General features: G+C 63.8%; 18 protein-coding genes. 10 read left to right on the plus strand and 8 right to left on the minus strand.

Annotated elements, in window-relative coordinates:
• Positions 1-23 precede the first annotated feature (23 nt).
• Positions 24-275, minus strand: coding sequence for a PP0621 family protein (locus tag AC56KZ_RS09210; protein ID WP_497161848.1), 252 nt, complete (start codon positions 273-275; stop codon positions 24-26).
• Positions 272-1,081: a cytochrome C assembly family protein gene (locus tag AC56KZ_RS09215; RefSeq protein WP_497161849.1), complete on the minus strand. Its 810-nt coding sequence runs from the start codon at positions 1,079-1,081 to the stop codon at positions 272-274. The genes AC56KZ_RS09210 and AC56KZ_RS09215 overlap by 4 nt, the downstream gene beginning before the upstream one ends.
• Before the next feature lie 92 nt (positions 1,082-1,173).
• Here AC56KZ_RS09215 and ffh point away from each other — a divergent pair, with 92 nt between their 5' ends.
• Entirely contained in the window at positions 1,174-2,544 is a 1,371-nt protein-coding gene (gene ffh, locus AC56KZ_RS09220) for a signal recognition particle protein (protein ID WP_497161850.1), read from the plus strand.
• A 228-nt stretch (positions 2,545-2,772) separates the two neighbouring features.
• Positions 2,773-3,174 (plus strand): SWIB/MDM2 domain-containing protein, encoded by a 402-nt coding sequence (locus AC56KZ_RS09225; protein WP_497161851.1) that lies wholly within the window; start codon positions 2,773-2,775, stop codon positions 3,172-3,174.
• A gap of 227 nt (positions 3,175-3,401) precedes the next feature.
• Here AC56KZ_RS09225 and AC56KZ_RS09230 read toward each other — a convergent pair whose 3' ends face one another.
• From AC56KZ_RS09230 to AC56KZ_RS09245, 4 genes are all read right to left on the minus strand, one after another.
• Positions 3,402-4,802, minus strand: coding sequence for an alkaline phosphatase (locus tag AC56KZ_RS09230; RefSeq protein WP_497161852.1), 1,401 nt, complete (start codon positions 4,800-4,802; stop codon positions 3,402-3,404).
• Positions 4,803-4,828: 26 nt separating this feature from the next.
• Entirely contained in the window at positions 4,829-6,265 is a 1,437-nt protein-coding gene (locus AC56KZ_RS09235) for an alkaline phosphatase (protein ID WP_497161853.1), read from the minus strand.
• 80 nt (positions 6,266-6,345) lie between these two features.
• Positions 6,346-6,990 (minus strand): lytic transglycosylase domain-containing protein, encoded by a 645-nt coding sequence (locus AC56KZ_RS09240; RefSeq protein WP_497161854.1) that lies wholly within the window; start codon positions 6,988-6,990, stop codon positions 6,346-6,348.
• Positions 6,990-8,720, minus strand: coding sequence for a proline--tRNA ligase (locus tag AC56KZ_RS09245; RefSeq protein ID WP_497161855.1), 1,731 nt, complete (start codon positions 8,718-8,720; stop codon positions 6,990-6,992). Before AC56KZ_RS09245 ends, AC56KZ_RS09240 begins: the two co-directional genes overlap by 1 nt.
• Positions 8,721-8,924: 204 nt before the next feature.
• On the opposite strand from AC56KZ_RS09245, the gene AC56KZ_RS09250 reads away from it, so the two are divergent.
• From AC56KZ_RS09250 to AC56KZ_RS09270, 5 genes are all read left to right on the plus strand, one after another.
• Positions 8,925-9,542 carry an RNA pyrophosphohydrolase gene (locus AC56KZ_RS09250; RefSeq protein ID WP_497161856.1) on the plus strand — a complete coding sequence of 206 codons (618 nt, stop codon included), beginning with the start codon at positions 8,925-8,927 and terminating at the stop codon, positions 9,540-9,542.
• A gap of 127 nt (positions 9,543-9,669) precedes the next feature.
• Positions 9,670-11,190, plus strand: a complete 1,521-nt coding sequence (locus AC56KZ_RS09255) for an aspartyl protease family protein (RefSeq protein ID WP_497161857.1) — start codon at positions 9,670-9,672, stop codon at positions 11,188-11,190.
• Positions 11,191-11,220: 30 nt separating this feature from the next.
• A complete protein-coding gene (locus AC56KZ_RS09260; RefSeq protein WP_497161858.1) occupies positions 11,221-11,649 on the plus strand; it encodes a DUF1841 family protein in 429 nt (142 codons plus the stop codon).
• A gap of 136 nt (positions 11,650-11,785) precedes the next feature.
• Entirely contained in the window at positions 11,786-13,300 is a 1,515-nt protein-coding gene (locus AC56KZ_RS09265; protein WP_497161859.1) for an aspartyl protease family protein, read from the plus strand.
• Positions 13,297-14,781: an aspartyl protease family protein gene (locus AC56KZ_RS09270; RefSeq protein ID WP_497161860.1), complete on the plus strand. Its 1,485-nt coding sequence runs from the start codon at positions 13,297-13,299 to the stop codon at positions 14,779-14,781. The genes AC56KZ_RS09265 and AC56KZ_RS09270 overlap by 4 nt, the downstream gene beginning before the upstream one ends.
• 70 nt (positions 14,782-14,851) lie before the next feature.
• On the opposite strand, the gene AC56KZ_RS09275 is transcribed toward AC56KZ_RS09270, so the two are convergent.
• Positions 14,852-15,193, minus strand: coding sequence for a c-type cytochrome (locus AC56KZ_RS09275; RefSeq protein ID WP_497161861.1), 342 nt, complete (start codon positions 15,191-15,193; stop codon positions 14,852-14,854).
• Between the two features lie 10 nt (positions 15,194-15,203).
• Complete coding sequence (locus AC56KZ_RS09280) at positions 15,204-15,548, minus strand: c-type cytochrome (RefSeq protein ID WP_497161862.1); 345 nt, start codon at positions 15,546-15,548, stop codon at positions 15,204-15,206.
• A 192-nt stretch (positions 15,549-15,740) separates the two neighbouring features.
• Between AC56KZ_RS09280 and AC56KZ_RS09285 the strand changes: the two genes are divergently transcribed.
• Genes AC56KZ_RS09285 through AC56KZ_RS09295 form a run of 3 tightly spaced genes read left to right on the plus strand, consistent with a single transcriptional unit; the run spans position 15,741 to position 18,386 of the window.
• On the plus strand, positions 15,741-16,607 hold the full coding sequence (locus AC56KZ_RS09285) for an AAA family ATPase (protein WP_497161863.1): 867 nt from the start codon (positions 15,741-15,743) through the stop codon (positions 16,605-16,607).
• Positions 16,604-17,203, plus strand: a complete 600-nt coding sequence (locus tag AC56KZ_RS09290) for a GNAT family N-acetyltransferase (RefSeq protein WP_497161864.1) — start codon at positions 16,604-16,606, stop codon at positions 17,201-17,203. Before AC56KZ_RS09285 ends, AC56KZ_RS09290 begins: the two co-directional genes overlap by 4 nt.
• A 1-nt stretch (position 17,204) precedes the next feature.
• Entirely contained in the window at positions 17,205-18,386 is a 1,182-nt protein-coding gene (locus AC56KZ_RS09295) for a vWA domain-containing protein (RefSeq protein WP_497161865.1), read from the plus strand.
• Positions 18,387-18,417 lie beyond the last annotated feature (31 nt).

Here is an 18,417-nt window from a genome sequence, read left to right on the forward strand (position 1 = left end):
GATTCAATGGACCGGCACGCCGCTCAATCGCCCAGTTTCGCGGCATGCGCCGGGCTGCAGTAATCGTGCCCCTCGACGCGCACCGCTTCGGAGGCCGGGAAATGCAGGCCGCAATGGGCGCAGCTGCTCATGTTTTCGATGACGGCCGTCGCCTGCGCGCTCGGGCGTGGCGGCGGCACATGCGTCCCGGCGCGGCGCGCCGCCCCTTTCAGCTTGGCCCGGATGGCGAAGCCGACCACGACGATCAGGAGGATCCAGAACACGATGCGGCTCATGCGACACCCCGCTGCAACACGACTTCGAGCACGAAACGGCTGCCGACATAGGCCAGCGCCAGCGTGGCGAAGCCCGCCAGCGTGAAGCGCAGCGCCGTCTTGCCGCGCCAGCCGCGCCAGCGCCGTCCGGCCAACAAGGCGGCAAAAAGAATCCACGACAGCAGCGCAAACACGTTCTTGTGGTCCCAGCGCATGGCGCGGTCGAACAGCTGCTCGGAAAACACGACGCCCGACAGCACCGTCAGGGTCAGCAGCACGAAGCCGATCCCGATCAGGCGAAACAGCAGCTTTTCCATGGTCAGCAGGGCCGGCAGCTGGTCGAGCGTACCGCCGAACCAGCCGCCGCCGGCCACCACCGTGCGCGCATGCAGGCGGGTTTCCTGCAGCGCCATCAGGACGGCGTGGAAGGCGGCGATGGTCAGGGTGCTGTAGGCCAGTACGGCCACCGCGACATGCCAGCCGAAGGCGCTCGACTGCCCCTGCAGCGGCATCAGCGCCCCCGGGAACAGCACCGGCAGCATGGTGGCGACGACCGCGCAGGGCATCACCAGGCGGCGCAGGCCGTCGAGCGCGAAGTTGCGGTTTTCGATCCAGTACACCGCCACCGAGACCCAGAGCGCGGCCGAGAGCATGATGGCAAAACCGATGCGCAAGCTGTTCGGGGCGAAGGCATCGCTCCACAGCGCCGCGCCGTGCACCGTCCAGGCCAGCGCCGTCACGATCGAGACGATACCGCCCCGGCGCGAAGGCAGCAGGGCGCAGGCCGCGTACAGGAAAGCCGCGGCAAGAAAGAGGGTGGTGTGCATAGCGGCAGTCTACACCAATGGGCAGGCCGGCTGTGCGCAGGGTAAAATGAAGGATTGCCGAATGCCGTCCCCTCTATATAGTCAGGTAGAACATGCTAGATAACCTTACCCAACGCCTTGCCAAGGTCGTCAAGACCATGCGCGGTGAAGCGCGCCTCACTGAAGCGAACACCGCCGAGATGCTGCGCGAAGTGCGCATGGCCCTGCTCGAGGCCGACGTCGCGCTGCCGGCGGTGCGCACCTTCATCGCCAACGTCAAGGAAAAAGCACTCGGCGAAGAAGTCGTCGGCTCGCTCAGCCCCGGCCAGGCGCTGGTCGGCGTGGTGCAGCGCGAGCTGGCCACGCTGATGGGCGCCGACCTCGGCCCGGAAGCCTACCAGCTCTCGTTCGCCCAGCAGCCACCGGCGATCATCCTGATGGCCGGCCTGCAGGGTGTCGGTAAAACGACCACCGTCGGCAAACTCGCCAAGTACCTGAAAGAACAGAAGAAGAAAAAGGTGCTGACCGTCTCGGCCGACGTCTACCGCCCGGCCGCGATCGCGCAGCTCGAGTCCGTCACCAAACAGGTCGGCGCCGACTTCTTCCCGTCCACCTCGAGCGACAAGCCGGTCGACATCGCCCTGAATGCGCTGGACTGGGCCCGGAAGCACTACCACGACGTCCTGATCATCGACACCGCCGGCCGCCTCGGCATCGACGAGGCGATGATGCAGGAAATCGCGGCCGTGCACGCCGCCGTCAAGCCGATCGAAACCCTGTTCGTGGTCGACGCCATGCTCGGCCAGGATGCGATCAACACCGCCAAGGCCTTCAACGACGCCCTGCCCCTGACCGGCATCGTGCTGACCAAGCTCGATGGTGATTCGCGCGGCGGTGCGGCCCTCTCGGTGCGCCACATCACCGGCAAACCCATCAAGTTTGCCGGCGTCTCGGAAAAGCTCGACGGCCTGGAAGCCTTCGATCCGACCCGGATGGCGAACCGCGTGCTCGGCATGGGCGACATCCTGGCGCTGGTCGAAGAAGCCCGCAAGGGCGTCGACGAAAAAGCCGCCACCGAGATGGCCAACAAGATCAAGGCGGGCGGCCGCTTCGACATGAACGACTTCAAGGCGCAGCTGGCGCAGATGAAGAAAATGGGCGGCATGGCCGGCCTGCTCGATAAACTGCCGGCGCAGTTCCAGCAGGCGGCCGGCAACGCCAACATGGACCAGGCCGAAAAGCAGGTGCGGCGCATGGTCGGCATCATCGACTCGATGACGCCGCTCGAGCGCGCCAAGCCGGAACTGATCAAGGCCAACCGCAAGCGCCGCATCGCCACCGGCGCCGGCGTGCAGGTGCAGGAAGTCAATCGCATGCTGACCCAGTACGACCAGATGCAGACCATGATGAAAAAGCTGAAGGGCGGCGGCATGATGAAAATGATGCGCGGTATGAAGGGCATGATGCCTGGTGGGATGCGCTAAGGTCTTTTCAGGCTCTTGAAACGCCGCGCCCGCATCTTGCCGGCGCGGCGTTTTTTTCGCCTGTTTTTGACCGAATCTTCACTCTATAGGGTCGAGTTGCGTATAAACCCTGTTTTTTAGGCTTGTCAGAGTGAAAAAGTTAAGAAAAAGACTTGCAGGAACAGTAAAACGCCACCAATATAAGCCGTGCGATGTATTGCGCAATTTCTCATATTAGGAGGCTCGAAGATGGCAACAGCCAAGAAATCCCCAGCAGCGCCCGCAAAGAAAGCCGCCGCCAAGCCGGCAGCCGCAGCCAAGCCTGCAGCGAAGAAGGCAGCAGCTCCTGCAAAGGCAGCCGCGCCGAAAGCAGCAGCAGCGAAGAAACCGGCCGCAGCGCGCAAGCCAAACGCCGCGTTCATGAAGGAACTGACGCCTTCGACCGAACTGGCTGCAGTGGTCGGCAACAAGCCGCTGCCACGCACCGAGGTGACGAAGAAAGTCTGGGAATACATCAAGAAGGCAGACCTGCAGGCGCCGGACAACCGCCAGATGATCAATGCCGACGACAAGCTGAAAGCTGTTTTCGGCGGCAAGGCGCAAGTCTCGATGTTTGAAATGACCAAACTCATTTCGAATCATCTTAAATAAGAAAATTCCGGCTCTAATCCAGCCTGAATGTGAAAGGCCCCGATCGCAGATCGGGGCTTTTTGTTTTGGGGGGTATTGAATATATCGCAGGCGTTTACCCCTAGGGTGGGCGGGTTCCCCGCTCACGCGTTCAACGAACGTACGCCTGTCGAAACGCTATTCCACAAATCATGCACCGGTTGGACGCATGAGCGGCGGAGCCGCCCACCCTACGATTCTGCATCTAGTCAGAATCCGAAGGCTGCCTTCATCAGGGTGAACACATGCGTGTTCTCGATCGTCCCCTTGAACGGCGCCGAGCCGGCGCCGGCCGCATACAGCTTGACGTCGCCGCCGCCGTGCGATTCGCTCGACCAGCGCACGCCCGACTCCTGGCGATAGTCGTGGGCGAGCGCCTGGGCGCTGTCGACGTCGGCGCGCAGCTCGGGCCGGTTCGGGCCATTGCCGAAGACGAGCGTGGTATAGCTCTTGCCGTCGGCATCCTTGGTCGGCTGGCCGTCGCCGATGTTGCGCACGATGTCGAGCACGGGATTGCCGCGCTTCGGATAGCCGTTCAGCACCATCGTGTGGTCATGGTCGGCGGTGACGACGATCAGGGTGTTGTCCAGGCCCGGGTCGAGCGCGCGCATGCGCTCCACCGCGGTCTGGACCGCCTCATCGAAGGCCACCGTCTCGACCAGGGCATTCCTCGCATTGGTCTCGTGCAGCGCGTGGTCGATCTTGCCGCCTTCGACCATCAGGAAGAAGCCTTTCGGGTTCTTCGAGAGCAGCTCGATCGATTTCGCGGTCATCTCGGCCAGCGTCGGCTGGGTCGGGCGGCGCTTGGCCGCGTAGTCGAGGTGGCTCTCGGCGCTGTAGATGCCGACGAACTTGCGGCCCGTGGGCGCGGACGCCATGTCGGCGCGCGTATTGGCCACGAAATAGCCCTGCTTTTCGAGTTCGGCGATCAGGTCGCGCCCGTCGCCGCGGCCCTTCGGGTTGGTTTTGGCGTCGAACGGCGTGAAGTGGTTGCGCCCTCCTCCCATCAGCACATCGACGCCGTCGAGCAGGCGCGCGTTGTACCCGGGCCCGCCGGGCACCACCTGCTGGGCGATGGTATAGGCCATGTCGCGGTCGCAGACGTGGGCGAAGGTCGAGGCCGGGGTGGCGTGGGTCAGTTCGGTGGTGGTGACGGCGCCGACGGCCTTGCCGTTCGCCTTGGCCAGTTCCAGGATCGTCATCGGCGCGCTGCCATTGGTCCCGCCGTTGACTGTACTGCAGCGGTCGATGCTGGCGATGCCGTTCGCGTCCTTGGCTGGCGGGACAGGTTTGGCGTCCTTCAGCGAGATCACGTCGTTGTTGATCTTCACGCCGGTCATGTAGGCGCCCATCGATGGCGCGCTGTCGGTCACTTGCGCATCGTTCGAGTAGGTCTTGATGCGCGCGGTGCGGTCGAGGCGTTCGAAGTCGAGCAGGCCGTCTTCGCCGGCCTTGAAGATGCGCGCGGCGGTGATCGTGGTCGGACCCATGCCGTCGCCGAGGAAGAAGATGATGTTCTTCGCCAGCGGTTTCGCGGTGGGCGCCGCGGCCTGCGCAGGCAGGGTGGAGCAGGCTGCCACGAGCAGCGCGGAAAGTCGGATGGTCGTCATGGTGGGCTTTCTGGCGGCATGGGTCATCACAGGCCCGCCGCGGTCTTGATCAGGCTGAACACGCGGGTGTTGTCGATGGTGCCGCGGAACAGTTCAGCGTTGGCGCCGATGGCGCCCAGGTAGACGTCGGCGCCGCCGTGGGTCTCGGCGCCGGCGCGGGTGCGCACCACCGCTTCCTGGTGATAGTCGTCGGCGGCTGCAATGGCGTCGGTCAGTTTCACGTCCTTGCGACTGCCCTGCACGCGGTGTTCGCCGGTGCCGAAGCCCAGGATCGTGAAGGGCGCGCCGTCCTTGTCGAGGCGGATCTTACCGTCCGGGATGCTGCGCACCAGGCCCAGGATGCCCGGATTGGTCGGCGTCGTCTTGCCGGTGCGCGGCGAGTAGCCGTTGATCAGGAGGGTGTGGTCGTGGTCGGCCGTGGCGACGATCAGCGTGTTTTTCAGGCCCGGATCGATGGCCTGCATCTTGTCGATCGCGCGTTTCAGGGCCGCGTTGTAGCTCACCGTTTCCTGCAGGGCGCGCTTGGCCTGGGTGGCGTGCAGCGCATGGTCGATCAGGCCACCCTCGACCACCAGGAAGAAGCCGTTCGGGTTGCGCGACAGGATATCGATTGCCTTGTCCGTCATGTCGGCCAGCAGCGGCTGCTTGACCGGATCGCGCGCCGCCTCGAAAGCCAGGTGCGACTGCCCGAACAGGCCGATCACCGGCTGGGTCGTGGCGGCCAGCGCCGTCATCTGCGCGGTGTTCGATGCCACGCGCCAGCCCTGGGCCTGCAGCTCGTCGACCAGCTGGCGGCCGTCGGCGCGCTTGCCTCCCGCGGCTAACGGGGTGAAGAACTGCATGCCGCCGCCGAAGACCAGGTCCAGGCCGGTGCTGCCCAAGGCCTTGTTGTAGCCGGCGCCGCCGGGAACCAGGCTGGCTGCGATGTCGGTTTCCAGGCGGCGCGTGCAGGCATGGGCGTAGGTCGCGGCCGGGGTGGCGTCGGTGACGTTGGTGTTGGTGACGACGCCGGCGGCCATGCCGCGCGCCTTGGCCAGTTCGGCCAGGGTCGGCACCGGCTTGCCGTTCTCGCAGCGGCTCACCAGGCGGTTGCCGTTGGCATCCTCCGCCGGGGAGATCGCGCGCGTGTCGGCCGACATCGAGATCACGTTGTTGTTCGGTTTGACACCCGTCATGTAGGCCGACATCGAGGCGGCGCTGTCGGTGACCTGGGCGTCGTTCGAGAAGGTTTTCACGAAGGCCGATTCGGGCAGCGTATCGATGGTCAGTTCGCCGTCTTCGCCGGCGTGATAAATGCGCGCCGCGGTGAGCGTGTTGATGCCCATGCCGTCGCCGAGGAAGAAGATGATGTTTTTGGCCTGGCCGTCGACGGCAGGCCGGGGCTTGCCGCCGGCCGGGATAGTAGAGGCGCAGCCGGCAAGCGCCGCCAGCGCGCAGGCGGCGGCGAGAATCTTGATTCGCATGATGGATGTTGTGGCGGGAAAAACGGGAAGTCTACACCGGGATGCGAGACTGTGGCTCGATTGGTATGCGAGTCGATCAGTCAGCGCTGCGCCACCACCACCGGATTGAACTCCCACTTCTTCCAGGCCGACAGCACCGCGTTCGGGTATTGCGGCCGGCCGCGGCTGCCGTTGTAGCGGCCCAGCGCGAGATACAGGTTGCCGCGTTCCATGTCGATATACATGCGCAGGATCGAGCAGCCGTAGCGCAGGTTGGTCTGCATGTGGAACAGTTTGCGGCGGTCGTTGTCGCCGATGACCTTGGTCCAGAACGGCATCACCTGCATGTAGCCGCGCGCGCCCACGATCGACACGGCGTACTTGCGGTAGGCCGATTCGACCTGGATCAGGCCCAGCACCAGGCCCGGATCGAGTCCGGCGCGAGTCGATTCGTACCAGGCCGATTCCAGGAATTCGGTGCGCACCTGCTCGTCCGGCAGGCGCTTCTTGAGGCGTCCGGACATCTCGGTGAACCAGGCCTGGTAACGCACGCGCGCCGCCTCGTCGCGAAAGCTTGGCTTCGGCGGGCGCGTGTCGGCGATCGCGTTGGCCAGCGCCAGGCGCACCGAGACGGCCATCGCTTCTTCTTTCTGGTTGCCCGCCTGCGCCGGCAGGCTGGCAAGGACGGCGGCGAGCAAGGCGCCGCCCAGCCAGGCCGCGGCCCGGCTGTATGGCGTGGTCGACATCACTGGCCCAGCTTGCCCTTGATGAAGCCGGCGATGTCGGCCAGCGGCACGGCAGTGGCCTCGAGGTCGCGGCGGCCCTGGTATTCGAGGTTGCCCTCTTTCAGGCCGCGCTCGCCGATGACGACACGGTGCGGCACGCCGATCAGTTCCCAGTCGGCGAACATCGCGCCCGGACGCAGGCCGCGGTCGTCGACGATCACGTCCACACCTGCCGCCTGCAAGCCGGCATACAGCGCCTCGACCTGCTCCTTGACCATCTCGCTGCGGTCCATGCCCATCGGGCACAGCACGACCTGGAAGGGCGCCAGCGCGTCCGGCCAGACGATGCCCTTGGCGTCGAAGTTCTGCTCGATCGCCGCGCCCAGGATGCGCGTCACGCCGATGCCGTAGCAGCCCATCTGCAGTGGCGCCGGCTTGCCGTTCTCGTCGAGGAAAGTCGCGTTCATCGCTTTCGAATAAGCGGTACCGAGCTGGAACACGTGGCCCACCTCGATGCCGCGCTCGACGGCCAGCACGCCCTGGCCGTCCGGCGAGGCGTCGCCTTCGACCACGTTGCGCAGGTCGGCAACGATCGGCTCCGGCAGGTCGCGGCCCCAGTTCACGCCCGTCAGGTGGGCATCGGCTTCATTCGCGCCGCAGACGAAATCGGCCATGTTGGCGACCGTGCGGTCGGCAACGATGGTGACCGGCTGTTTTGGCGCGACCGGACCGAGGTAGCCCGGCACGGTGCCGTAGACTTCCAGGATTTCGGCTTCGGTGGAAAAGCGGTGATTGGAAAGCCCCTCGACCTTGCCGACCTTGACCTCGTTGAGCTCATGGTCGCCACGCAGCAGCAGCATGAAATACTGCTTCGTCACCTTGCCGTCGACATCCTTCTCGACCGTCAGCGCGATCGTTTTCACGGTCTGCGACAGCGCCAGGCCGAGCAGCTCCGCCACGCTTTCGCACTTGGTCTTGCCCGGCGTCGGCACCTTGGCCATGGCTTGTGTCGCCGCGCCGCGTTCGCCGATGGCGAGTGCCTCGGCCGCTTCCATGTTGGCGGCAAAATCGGAGCTCGGGCAGTAGACCAGCGCGTCTTCGCCGGTGGAGGCGATGACGTGGAATTCGTGCGAACCGGTGCCGCCGATGGCGCCGTTGTCGGCCGCCACCGCGCGGAATTTCAAACCGAAGCGGTTGAAGATGCGCGTGTAAGCGTCGAACATGATCTGGTAGGACTTCTGCATGCCTGCCAGGTCGCGGTCGAAGGAATACGCATCCTTCATCGTGAACTCGCGCCCGCGCATCAGGCCGAAGCGCGGACGGCGCTCGTCGCGGAACTTAGTCTGGATGTGATAAAAATTCAGCGGCAGCTGGCGGTAGGATTTGATTTCGCTGCGCACCACGTCGGTCACGACTTCTTCGGAGGTCGGCTGGATCGCGAATTCGCGGCCATGACGGTCCTTGACGCGCATGAGTTCCGGACCCATCTTGTCCCAGCGGCCGGTTTCCTGCCACAGCTCGGCCGGCTGCACGACCGGCATCAGCAGTTCGAGCGCGCCCGACGTGTTCATCTCTTCGCGGATGATGGCCTCGACCTTGCGGATCACGCGCAGGCCAAGCGGCATGTACGTGTAAATACCGGAGCCCAGGCGCTTGATCATCCCCGCCCTCATCATCAGCTGGTGGCTGACGATCTCGGCGTCGGACGGCGCTTCTTTAAGAGTTGAAATAAAAAATCGTGAGGCGCGCATATCGATGAATTCTTTTTAAAAAGAGAGAGTTATAATCGACCTAATTTTAAAGGATTAGCTGGCTGATGCGTCCAATCTTTGTACAAATGGGTCCGGAACACGCAGCGTCCGCGGTTTTCGTCACGAGCGAGGGCGGTCGACGCGAGGATTTGTAAGTAAAAATATAACGGACACAGAGGCCGGCAGAAAGTTTCGAGGTGCACTATGCTCGATCGGGAAGGGTTTCGCCCCAACGTCGGCATCATCCTGCTGAACGCCAATAACGAGGTGTGGTGGGGCAAGCGGGTGCGCGAGCACTCTTGGCAATTTCCGCAAGGAGGAATCAAATACGGCGAGACGCCGGAACAGGCGATGTACCGCGAGCTCGAAGAAGAAATCGGTTTGCGCCAGGAGCATGTCAAGATCGTGGGCCGTACTCGCGACTGGCTGCGCTATGAGGTGCCGGACCATTTCATCAAGCGCGAGATCCGCGGCCATTACCGTGGCCAGAAGCAGATCTGGTTCCTGCTGCGCATGGTTGCGCGCGATAACGAGGTCAACCTGCGCCTGACCGACCATCCGGAGTTCGACGCCTGGCGTTGGCACGACTACTGGGTGCCGCTGGATGTGGTCATCGAGTTCAAGCGCGATGTCTACCAGCGTGCCTTGCAGGAGCTGTCGCGTTTCCTCACCCTCCCCGCCGGCGGGCAGGTGGAGCGCCGCCACAGTGCGCGCTACCTGCGCCAGCCGCGCAGCGGGGGAAATGCCGCCGTGGCCGGGAAGCCGGCCGCAAGGCACGAGACGGTCGTCGAATCGCAGTTGATGCTGGCGCCGGAGAAGTAAAGCTCAGGTAACAAGCGTAGTAGAAGCAGGCAGCACCGTTTCGAACGGGCTACCTGCTTTTTTTTCGCCCGGTCCAAGGATGCAAAAACTTACCTAGCAGGAAACTTTCCCGTTTAAAATTAGTTGCATGAATACTTACGCCCTTGCCGCGACCCTGATCGTCTCCGCCCTCCTCCCCCTTGGTGCATCAGCGGCCGAGCCGGCATGCAAATACATTGAGGTGGCGCGCCTGCCCTTGCGCTATGGCGGCATCGGCCTCGACATCATGACCGACGGCAGCATCAACGGCAGGCCGTCAAGCATGCTGGTCGACACCGGGGCCGGACAGACCTTCCTGACCCGCACCGCCGCCGACCGCCACAAGCTGGTGCTGCGCCATACCGGCAACGAAGCGAAGGGTTTCGGCGGTTATGCCTCGATCTACCAGGCCCGTGTCGACGAGTTTTCCATCGGTCCGGCGCGCCTGAACCGCTCGACCGTGCGCGTGCTGACCGAATTCGGCAGCCCCCCGCACTTCGAGGCCCTGGTCGGCGCGCCCTTCCTGTTGCAGTCGGACCTGGAAATTTCGCTCGCCACGAAGGAATTGAAGTTCTTCCGGCCCAAGGATTGCGGCGACAGTTTCCTTGGCTACTGGGACCAGAACGCGATTGTCCTGCCCTTCACCCGGCACGGAAGCTCGCCCTTCGCGCACTTTACGGTCGTCGTCAACGGCGTCAAGATGGACGCCATCATCGACAGCGGCGCCAGCACCTCGCACATCACCCTGGGCGCCGCCAAGCGCGCCGGCTTGAAGCTCGACGCGCCCGACGTGCTGCGCATGGGTCACGGCAGCGGCGTCGGCAGCGGCAGAGTTGCCCGCTGGCGTACCAGCTTCAAGCGCTTCGAGATCGGCGCCGAGGTCGTGCACAATGCCGAGGTCGGAGTGATCGACTCGGATGCGGCGATCGATGTGTTCCTGGGCGCCGATTTCCTGCGTTCGCACCGCGTCCTGCTGGCGATGAGCCAGAAGAAAATCTACCTGTCCTATATCGGCGGCGAACCCTTCGGCCAGCGTCACCGGCTCGAGCCGTGGATCCAGGCCGAAGCGGACGGCGGAAATGCCGACGCCCAGTTGGCGCTGTCCATGTACTACGCCCAGGGCAAGCTGGTGCCGCGCGACATGGCGCTGGCCGGGCAGTGGCTGGAAAAGGCGGCGCTCGGCGGCAATGCCGAGGCGAATATCCTGACCGGCCGCCGCCTGCTGGTGGCAGGCAAACCCACCGAGGCCGCACCCAGGCTGCGCGCCGGCCTGGACAAGCTGCACTGGCACGGCCAGGGCGCGCTCTGGCTCTACATCGCGCGCATGCGCTCGGGGCAGCCCGAGCTGGCGAAAACCGAGCTGGCAGCCACGCGCGCCCTCAAGCGGGACGACGAATGGCCAACGCCGATCCTTGACTTCTATCTCGGCAAACTGACTGGGGCGAGCCTGTTGGAGGAAGCGCGCGACGAGCGCATGCTGGCCGCGGTGCGCACGTGCGAATCGCTGCTGGCGATGGCCGAGTGGCACCAGGCGCACGGAGACATGGCAGCCGTGCCCGCGCTGACCGCGCAGCGCGCCGGCGCCGGCTGCACCCCCGCCGGCGGGGCGGCCCCCATCGCGTTACAATAAGGCCCTCCCCTTTCGTTCCCGGTCCTGCCCATGTTCACTCCGTCCTCGCACGACGTGCGCCGCTTTTTCTGCGAAGCCCTGCGCAAGCAGCGCGCCGGCGAGATCCTGACGCCGATGGACGCCATCGCCGCCGACTGGATCGTCCAGCACCCGGAATACCACGAGGCCCTGGTCGACGCCGATGCCGCCGTCGCCCGCGATTATTCGGTCGAGGGCGGCCAGCCGAATCCCTTTTTACACCTCTCGATGCACCTGTCGATTGCCGAACAGGTGTCGATCGACCAGCCGCGCGGCATCAAGGCGGCGCACGACCTGCTGGTGAGCCGTATCGGCGAGCACGATGCGCACCATGAAATCATGGAATGCCTGGGCGAGATGATCTGGAAATCGCAGCGCAGCAGCACCGCGCCGGACACCGACGCCTATATCGACTGCGTGCGGCGGCGCGCGACGCGCTAGCGCGGGAGTCGACGCAAAACGAAACAAAAATGCGGCCCAGGCCGCATTTTTCGTATCATGTTCCAATTCACAACAATGACCAGGATGTATGCAAAATGAATTGCCAGGAGTGAAACTTTCCTCCTAGAATCTATGCATGAATCCTACCTTTGCCCGCGCAGCCACGCGCCTGACCCTGGGTGCCGCCTGCGCCCTCGTCCCCTTCGCCCACGCCGCCGCGGAACCGGCAAAGTGCAGCTATACACCCATCGCCAAACTGCCCCTGCGCTATACCGGGCCGGGCCTGCAAATCACCACTCCCGGCAGCCTGAACGGGACGCCGGCCAGCTTCCTGGTCGATACCGGCGCTTCGCAGACCTACCTGACGCGCACCGGTACCGAGCGGCGCGGCCTGAAGCTCTACAACACCGGCAGCCGCTCGTCGGGCTTCGGCGGCATTTCCTCGATTTTCGCCACCCGCATCGATGAGTTCGTCGTCGGCCCGGTCCGTACCGGCCGCACCACGATGCCGGTGCTGCAGCAGTTCGGCAGCACACCGTCGTTCGACGGCATCCTCGGCGCACCCTTCCTGCTGCAAGCGGACCTGGAAATCTCGCTGGCGACCAAGGAGCTGACCTTCTTCGTGCCGGAAAACTGCAGCAACACCTTCCTCGGCTACTGGAGCAAGGACGTGCTCGAGGTGCCGATGCGGCGCCACGAGGAAAACCACCGCAATCCGTATTTCTTCGTCTACGTCAATGGCACCAAGCTCGAAGCCATGATCGACAGCGGCGCCAGTTTCAGCTCGATCAGCAGTTCCGCAGCCAAGCGCGCCGGCATTGCCTACGGCCGGCCCGATGGCGAGAGCGACAGCAAGATCGTCGGCATCGGCAGCTACACGGCCGGGCTCTGGCACATCACGGCCAAGACTCTCCAGATCGGCGAACAAACCATTCAGAACCCGGAGCTCGGCGTCCAGGACTCCGGCCTCGACGGCACCGACATGGTCCTTGGCGCCGACTTCCTGCGCTCGCACCGCGTCCTGTTCGCGATGAGCCAGAACAAGATCTATTTTTCGTATGTGGGCGGCGAGCCCTTCGACAACCCGCGCACACTCAAGCCCTGGATCGAGGCCGAGGCGAACGCCGGCAACGCCGATGCCCAGATGGCCATGGCCTATGCCTACAACAAGGGCGAGCTGGTGCCGCGCGACCAGAAACTCACCGCCAGCTGGCTGGAAAAGGCCGCCCTCGGCGGCAGCCCGAGCGCCCTGCTGTATTCCGGCGAATCGCTGATGCGCCGCGGCGAGTATGCCGCCGCCGTGCCGCGCCTGCGCGCCGCCCTCGACAAACTGCCGGCCGAGCGCGACGGCGCCCTGACGCTCTACCTGGCGCGCGTGCGCACCGGCCAGGCCGACCTCGCCAAGACCGAACTGGCCACCGCCTTCGCGCGCAGCGAGGGCAACGAATGGCCAAAGCCGGTCGCCGATTTCTATCTCGGCACGCTCCCTGCTCCGAAGCTGCTGGAACTGGCAGCCGAGGACCGCAAGGAAGGCAAGGCGCGCCGCTGCGAAGCGATGACGGCGATGGCGGACTGGCACCGGGCCCATGGCCAGGAGGCGCCGGCCAAGTCACTTGAAGAACAGGTGAAAACCGGCTGCAGCGACACGTGAAGCGCGCGCACCTGCTGCTGGGCGCAGCCTGCGCCCTGCTAAGCTTTTCCCATGCCGCCGCGGCGCCTGCCGAATGCGTGTATTCGCTCGCGGGGAAAATGCCGCTGCGGTATTCAGGGCCAGGCTTGCTCCCGACAACCTCGGGCAGCATCAACGGCAAGCCGGCCGACATGCTGGTTTCCAGTGGCACCAACACGATCTTCCTGACGCAGGGTAGCATCGCGCAGCACAATCTGAAGCTGCGCACTACCGGCGTCCAGGCGTCTGTGGGCAGCAGCAAGATTCCCATCTATGAGACGCTCATCGAGGACTTTGTCGTCGGTCCGGTACGCGCCACCCGGCGCACATTGGAGGTACTGGAAGATGGTATCGGCCTCGCCACCTGGTACGACGTCATTCTCGGTACACCCTTCCTGTTCCAGGCCGACCTCGAGGTGTCGCTCGCGACCAGGGAGATGAGCTTCTACGTTCCCAAAAATTGCGCTGACACCCATCTCGGCTATTGGCAGGAGAACGTGCACGCCATTCCATTCGAACCGCAGGACAATGGGCAGAAATCCAATCCGCAGTTTATCGTCCACCTCAACGGACACAAACTCGTTGCCGAGATCAGCACCAGCGCCTCCAGCAGTTATATCCATAGCAATGCCGCCAAACGGGCCGGACTCGCCGTCGCGGCACGAGATGGAGAGCAAGGCAAGCTTACGGCAGCGGCAAGCTTCCAGATTGGTGGCGAAACCGTTCGCAACACACGATTCTGGGTAATCAATTCGGACGCGGCAGATAGCAAACCGGATATCGGTCTCGGCATCGACTTCCTGCACGCATACCGAGTACTGTTCGCAATGAGCCAGAAAAAGCTATATTTTTCACACGTTGGTGGTGAACCGTTTGGCCAGCGGGACAAGCTCGATCCATGGGTCCAGGCTGAAGCCGACAAAGGCAACCCGAACGCCCAGCTGATTCTGGCCAGGGCCTATAGAGCAGGCAAGACCGTTCCACGCGACGATGCCAAGGCCGCTGCCTGGCTGGACAAGGCGATCGCCGCCGGCAACGCGCAAGCGCTCCTGCAGAGCGGACAAGTCCTGGTTGAGCAGCGCGACTACGCGAAGGCCGTTCTGCGCCTGCGCGCCGGACTCGACATGCTTCCGGCCGAACGCGATGCGGCCCTCGTGCTCTACATCGCTCGGGTGCGCAACGGCCAGGCTGACTTGGCAAAGACGGAACTGGCGGCCACTTTCGCGCGCACGGGAGACAAGACATGGCCGCAGCCAATCGCCGACTTCTACCTTGGCAAGCTTCCTCTCCACACGCTGCTCGAGCAGGCTTCGAAGGACGAAGAGCGCCGTTGCAGCGCCCTGTCGGCAGCGGGAGACTGGCACCGCGCCCACGGCCAGACCGAAGCAGCCAAGCTGCGCGACGACGAGTTGAAAGCCAAGTGCAGCAATAACGGGCACACCTACGTCAACATCGGCGACTGAGAGCGGCTCCGGTCAAAACGATACAAAAAAAGCGGCCTGGGCCGCTTTTTTATCGACTCGGTCTACCTGTTTACTTGCGCACCACCAGCGTCGACGGCAAGCTGGCCATGTAGGCGCCGATGTCGATCATGTCCTGGTTCGACAGCGGCTTGGCGAAGCCGGCCATGATCGGATTGCTGCGGCCGTTCGGCTGGTCGCCGCCGCGCTTGTAGGCGCGCAGGGCGTGCGCGATGTAGTCGGCATGCTGGCCGGCCAGCTTCGGATAGCTCGGGTCGATCGGCTTGTTGTAGTCGGCGCCATGGCAGGAAGCGCAGTTGTATTTCTTGGCCAGCTCTTCGCCGCGCTTGACGTCGGCGGCAAAGCTGGACGATGCGGCGGCGCCGATGGCCAGCGCGATGATCAGTTTTTTCATGGCGTGGTCCTTACTTTCGGCTCTGGGCGTTCTGCTGCGAATAATAGGCGGCGACGTCGGCGATGTCCTGGTCGGACATGCTCATCGCGATGCCGCGCATCGACGGATGCTTGCGGTCGCCCTTCCTGTAACCCTGCAGCGCCGCTTCGATGTACTTGGCGGACTGGCCGCCGATTTTCGGCACCTGGTAGACCTCAGGGAAGGTGGCCTTGTAGCCAGGGATGCCGTGGCAACCGATACACATTTCGATCTTGTTCGGCGCGGCCTTCGCGTTGCCGACGACTTCCGCTGCAAACGCAGCCGACGACGTCGCGGCACTAGCGGCCAGAACAAGTACTGCCAAATATTTTTTCATGGTGGGAATCGCAAGATTTTTTAATCGAATACCGCTACCGCTAGAACTGAACTGGAACTGAACTCTATACCACTAACCTATTGATTCTAGCCCAACAAAAGATTGCAGTCTACCAAGCTCGCACGTCCCCCCTCCTCTTGCCCAGGCCATCTGGCATATACTCGGGATTTTCCACCTGATTGACGACCGCGTATGCAAGCCAAAGCACCAGCCCCCAGCCGCTTCGAAGGCACCGAGAGCTACGTCGCGACAAGCGACCTGAAACTGGCCGTGAACGCCGCCCTCACCCTGCAGCGCCCGCTGCTGATCAAGGGCGAGCCGGGTACCGGCAAGACCATGCTGGCCGAGGAAGTGGCGGCCGCACTCGACATGCCGCTGCTGCAATGGCACATCAAGTCGACCACCAAAGCCCAGCAGGGCCTGTACGAATACGACGCCGTCTCGCGCCTGCGCGACTCCCAACTGGGCGACGAACGCGTGCGCGACATCCACAACTACATCGTCAAGGGCGTGCTGTGGCAGGCGTTCACGGCGCCGGAACCGGTGGTGCTGCTGATCGACGAGATCGACAAGGCCGACATCGAATTCCCGAACGACCTGCTGCGCGAACTCGACCGGATGGAGTTCTTCGTCTACGAAACGCGCGAAATGGTCGTCGCGAAGCACCGCCCGCTAGTCATCATCACCTCGAACAACGAGAAGGAATTGCCGGACGCTTTCCTGCGCCGCTGCTTCTTCCATTACATCAAATTCCCGGACCGCGAGACGATGGCCGACATCGTCAAGGTGCACTACCCGCGCCTGAAGCAGGAGCTGCTCGCCGCCGCGCTGCAGAGTTTCTACCAGGTACGCGACGTCCCCGGCATCAAGAAAAAGCCGTCGACCTCGGAATTCCTCGACTGGCTCAAGCTCCTGATGGCCGAGGACATCCCGGCCGAAGCCCTGCACAGCCAGGACAACAAGGCGGTGGTGCCGCCGCTGCACGGCGCGCTGCTGAAGAACGAGCAGGACGTGCACCTGTTCGAGCGCCTGGTCTACATGTCGAGGACCAATCGATGAACGCAGGGGGCATCGTGGTCGAGCCGGTCACGCTCGAATTCAACGGCGTGCGCCTGGAACCACTCTCACTTGCGCACGTCGACGGCCTGCGCGCCGCCGCCCTCGACGGCGAACTGTGGAATCTGCGCGTCACGTCCGTGCCGGAACCGCACCGTACCCAGGCCTATGTGCACACCGCGCTGGAAACGAGCAACCGCGTGGCCTTCGCCGTGGTCGATTCGTCGACGGGCGCGGTGCTGGGCACGACCAGCTACCACGACATCCTGCCCGCCATCGGCCGCGTCGAAATCGGTTTTACCTGGTACGCGAAAAGCGTCCAGCGCAGCCATGTGAACACCAGCTGCAAGCTGCTCTTGCTGTCGCACGCCTTCGACACCCTCGGCTGCGCGGTCGTCGGTTTTCGGACCGATAATTTCAACCACACCTCGCAGGCCGCCATCGAACGCCTCGGCGCAAAAAAGGACGGCGTGATCCGCCACCACGCCGCGCGCCCTGACGGCAGCGTGCGCGACACCGTCATGTACAGCATCGTGCGCGGCGAGTGGCAGGAAATTAAGACGCACCTGCACTACCTGCTGACCCGGAACGCCCGCTAGCATGCTGATCGATTTTTTCTTCGCCCTGCGTCACGCTAAAGTCCCGGTCTCGATCAAGGAATTCCTGACCCTGCTCGAAGCGCTGGAAAAGAGCGTCATCGCGCCCTCGCTCGACGAGTTCTACTACCTGGCGCGCCTGGTGATGGTCAAGGACGAAGCCCACTTCGACAAGTTCGACCGCGCTTTCGGGTCCTACTTCAAGGGCATCGAAGCCGTGTTCGACACGTCGAAGGGCGAGATCCCGCTCGACTGGCTGATCAAGCGCATGGAGCGCGAGCTGACGCCCGAACAAAAGGCGGCGCTGGAAAAATTCGGCTACGACAAGCTGATGGACCGCCTGAACGAACTGCTGAAGGAACAGAAGGAACGCCACGAAGGCGGCAGCAAGTGGATCGGCACGGGCGGCACTTCGCCCTTCGGCCATGGCGGCACCAATCCAGAAGGCGTGCGTATTGGAAGCCCGGGCGGCGCCGGCCGCAACCGCACGGCCGTGAAAGTCTGGGAGCAGCGCGCCTACAAGGATTACGACGACGAGCGCGAACTCGGCACCCGCAACCTCAAGGTCGCCCTGCGCCGCCTGCGCCGCTTCGCCCGTACCGGCGCGCTCGACGAATTCGCGCTCGACGACACCATCCGCGCCACCGCCAGCAACGCCGGCTACCTTGACATCCGCATGCAGCCAGAGCGCAAGAACCGGATCAAGGTGGTGATGCTGCTCGATGTGGGCGGCAGCATGGACGACCACATCGAGCGCACCGAGGAGCTGTTTTCAGCAGCGAAGAGCGAATTCAAGAACATGGAGTTCTACTACTTCCACAACTGCGTCTACGACTACCTGTGGAAGAACAACCGGCGCCGCCACTCGGAACGCTTTCCGACCCTGGACATCCTGCGCAAATATCCGCCCGACACACGCGTGATTTTCGTCGGCGACGCCACCATGAGCCCTTACGAGGTGCTCGCGCCCGGCGGCTCGGTCGAGTACAACAACGAGGAAGCCGGCGCCGACTGGCTGGCGCGCTTCTGCAACGCCTTTCCGAAATTCGCCTGGCTCAACCCGGAACCGGAAAACCTGTGGGAATACCGCCAATCGATCGCCGTCATCCGCCAGATCATGAACAACCGGATGTTCCCGATCACGATCGAAGGGCTGGAGCGGGCGATGCGGCTGCTGAGCAAGTAGGGTGGGCTCTGCCCACGCGGTCTCACCCGTT

Source organism: Telluria sp. LT2P34, assembly GCF_059685915.1.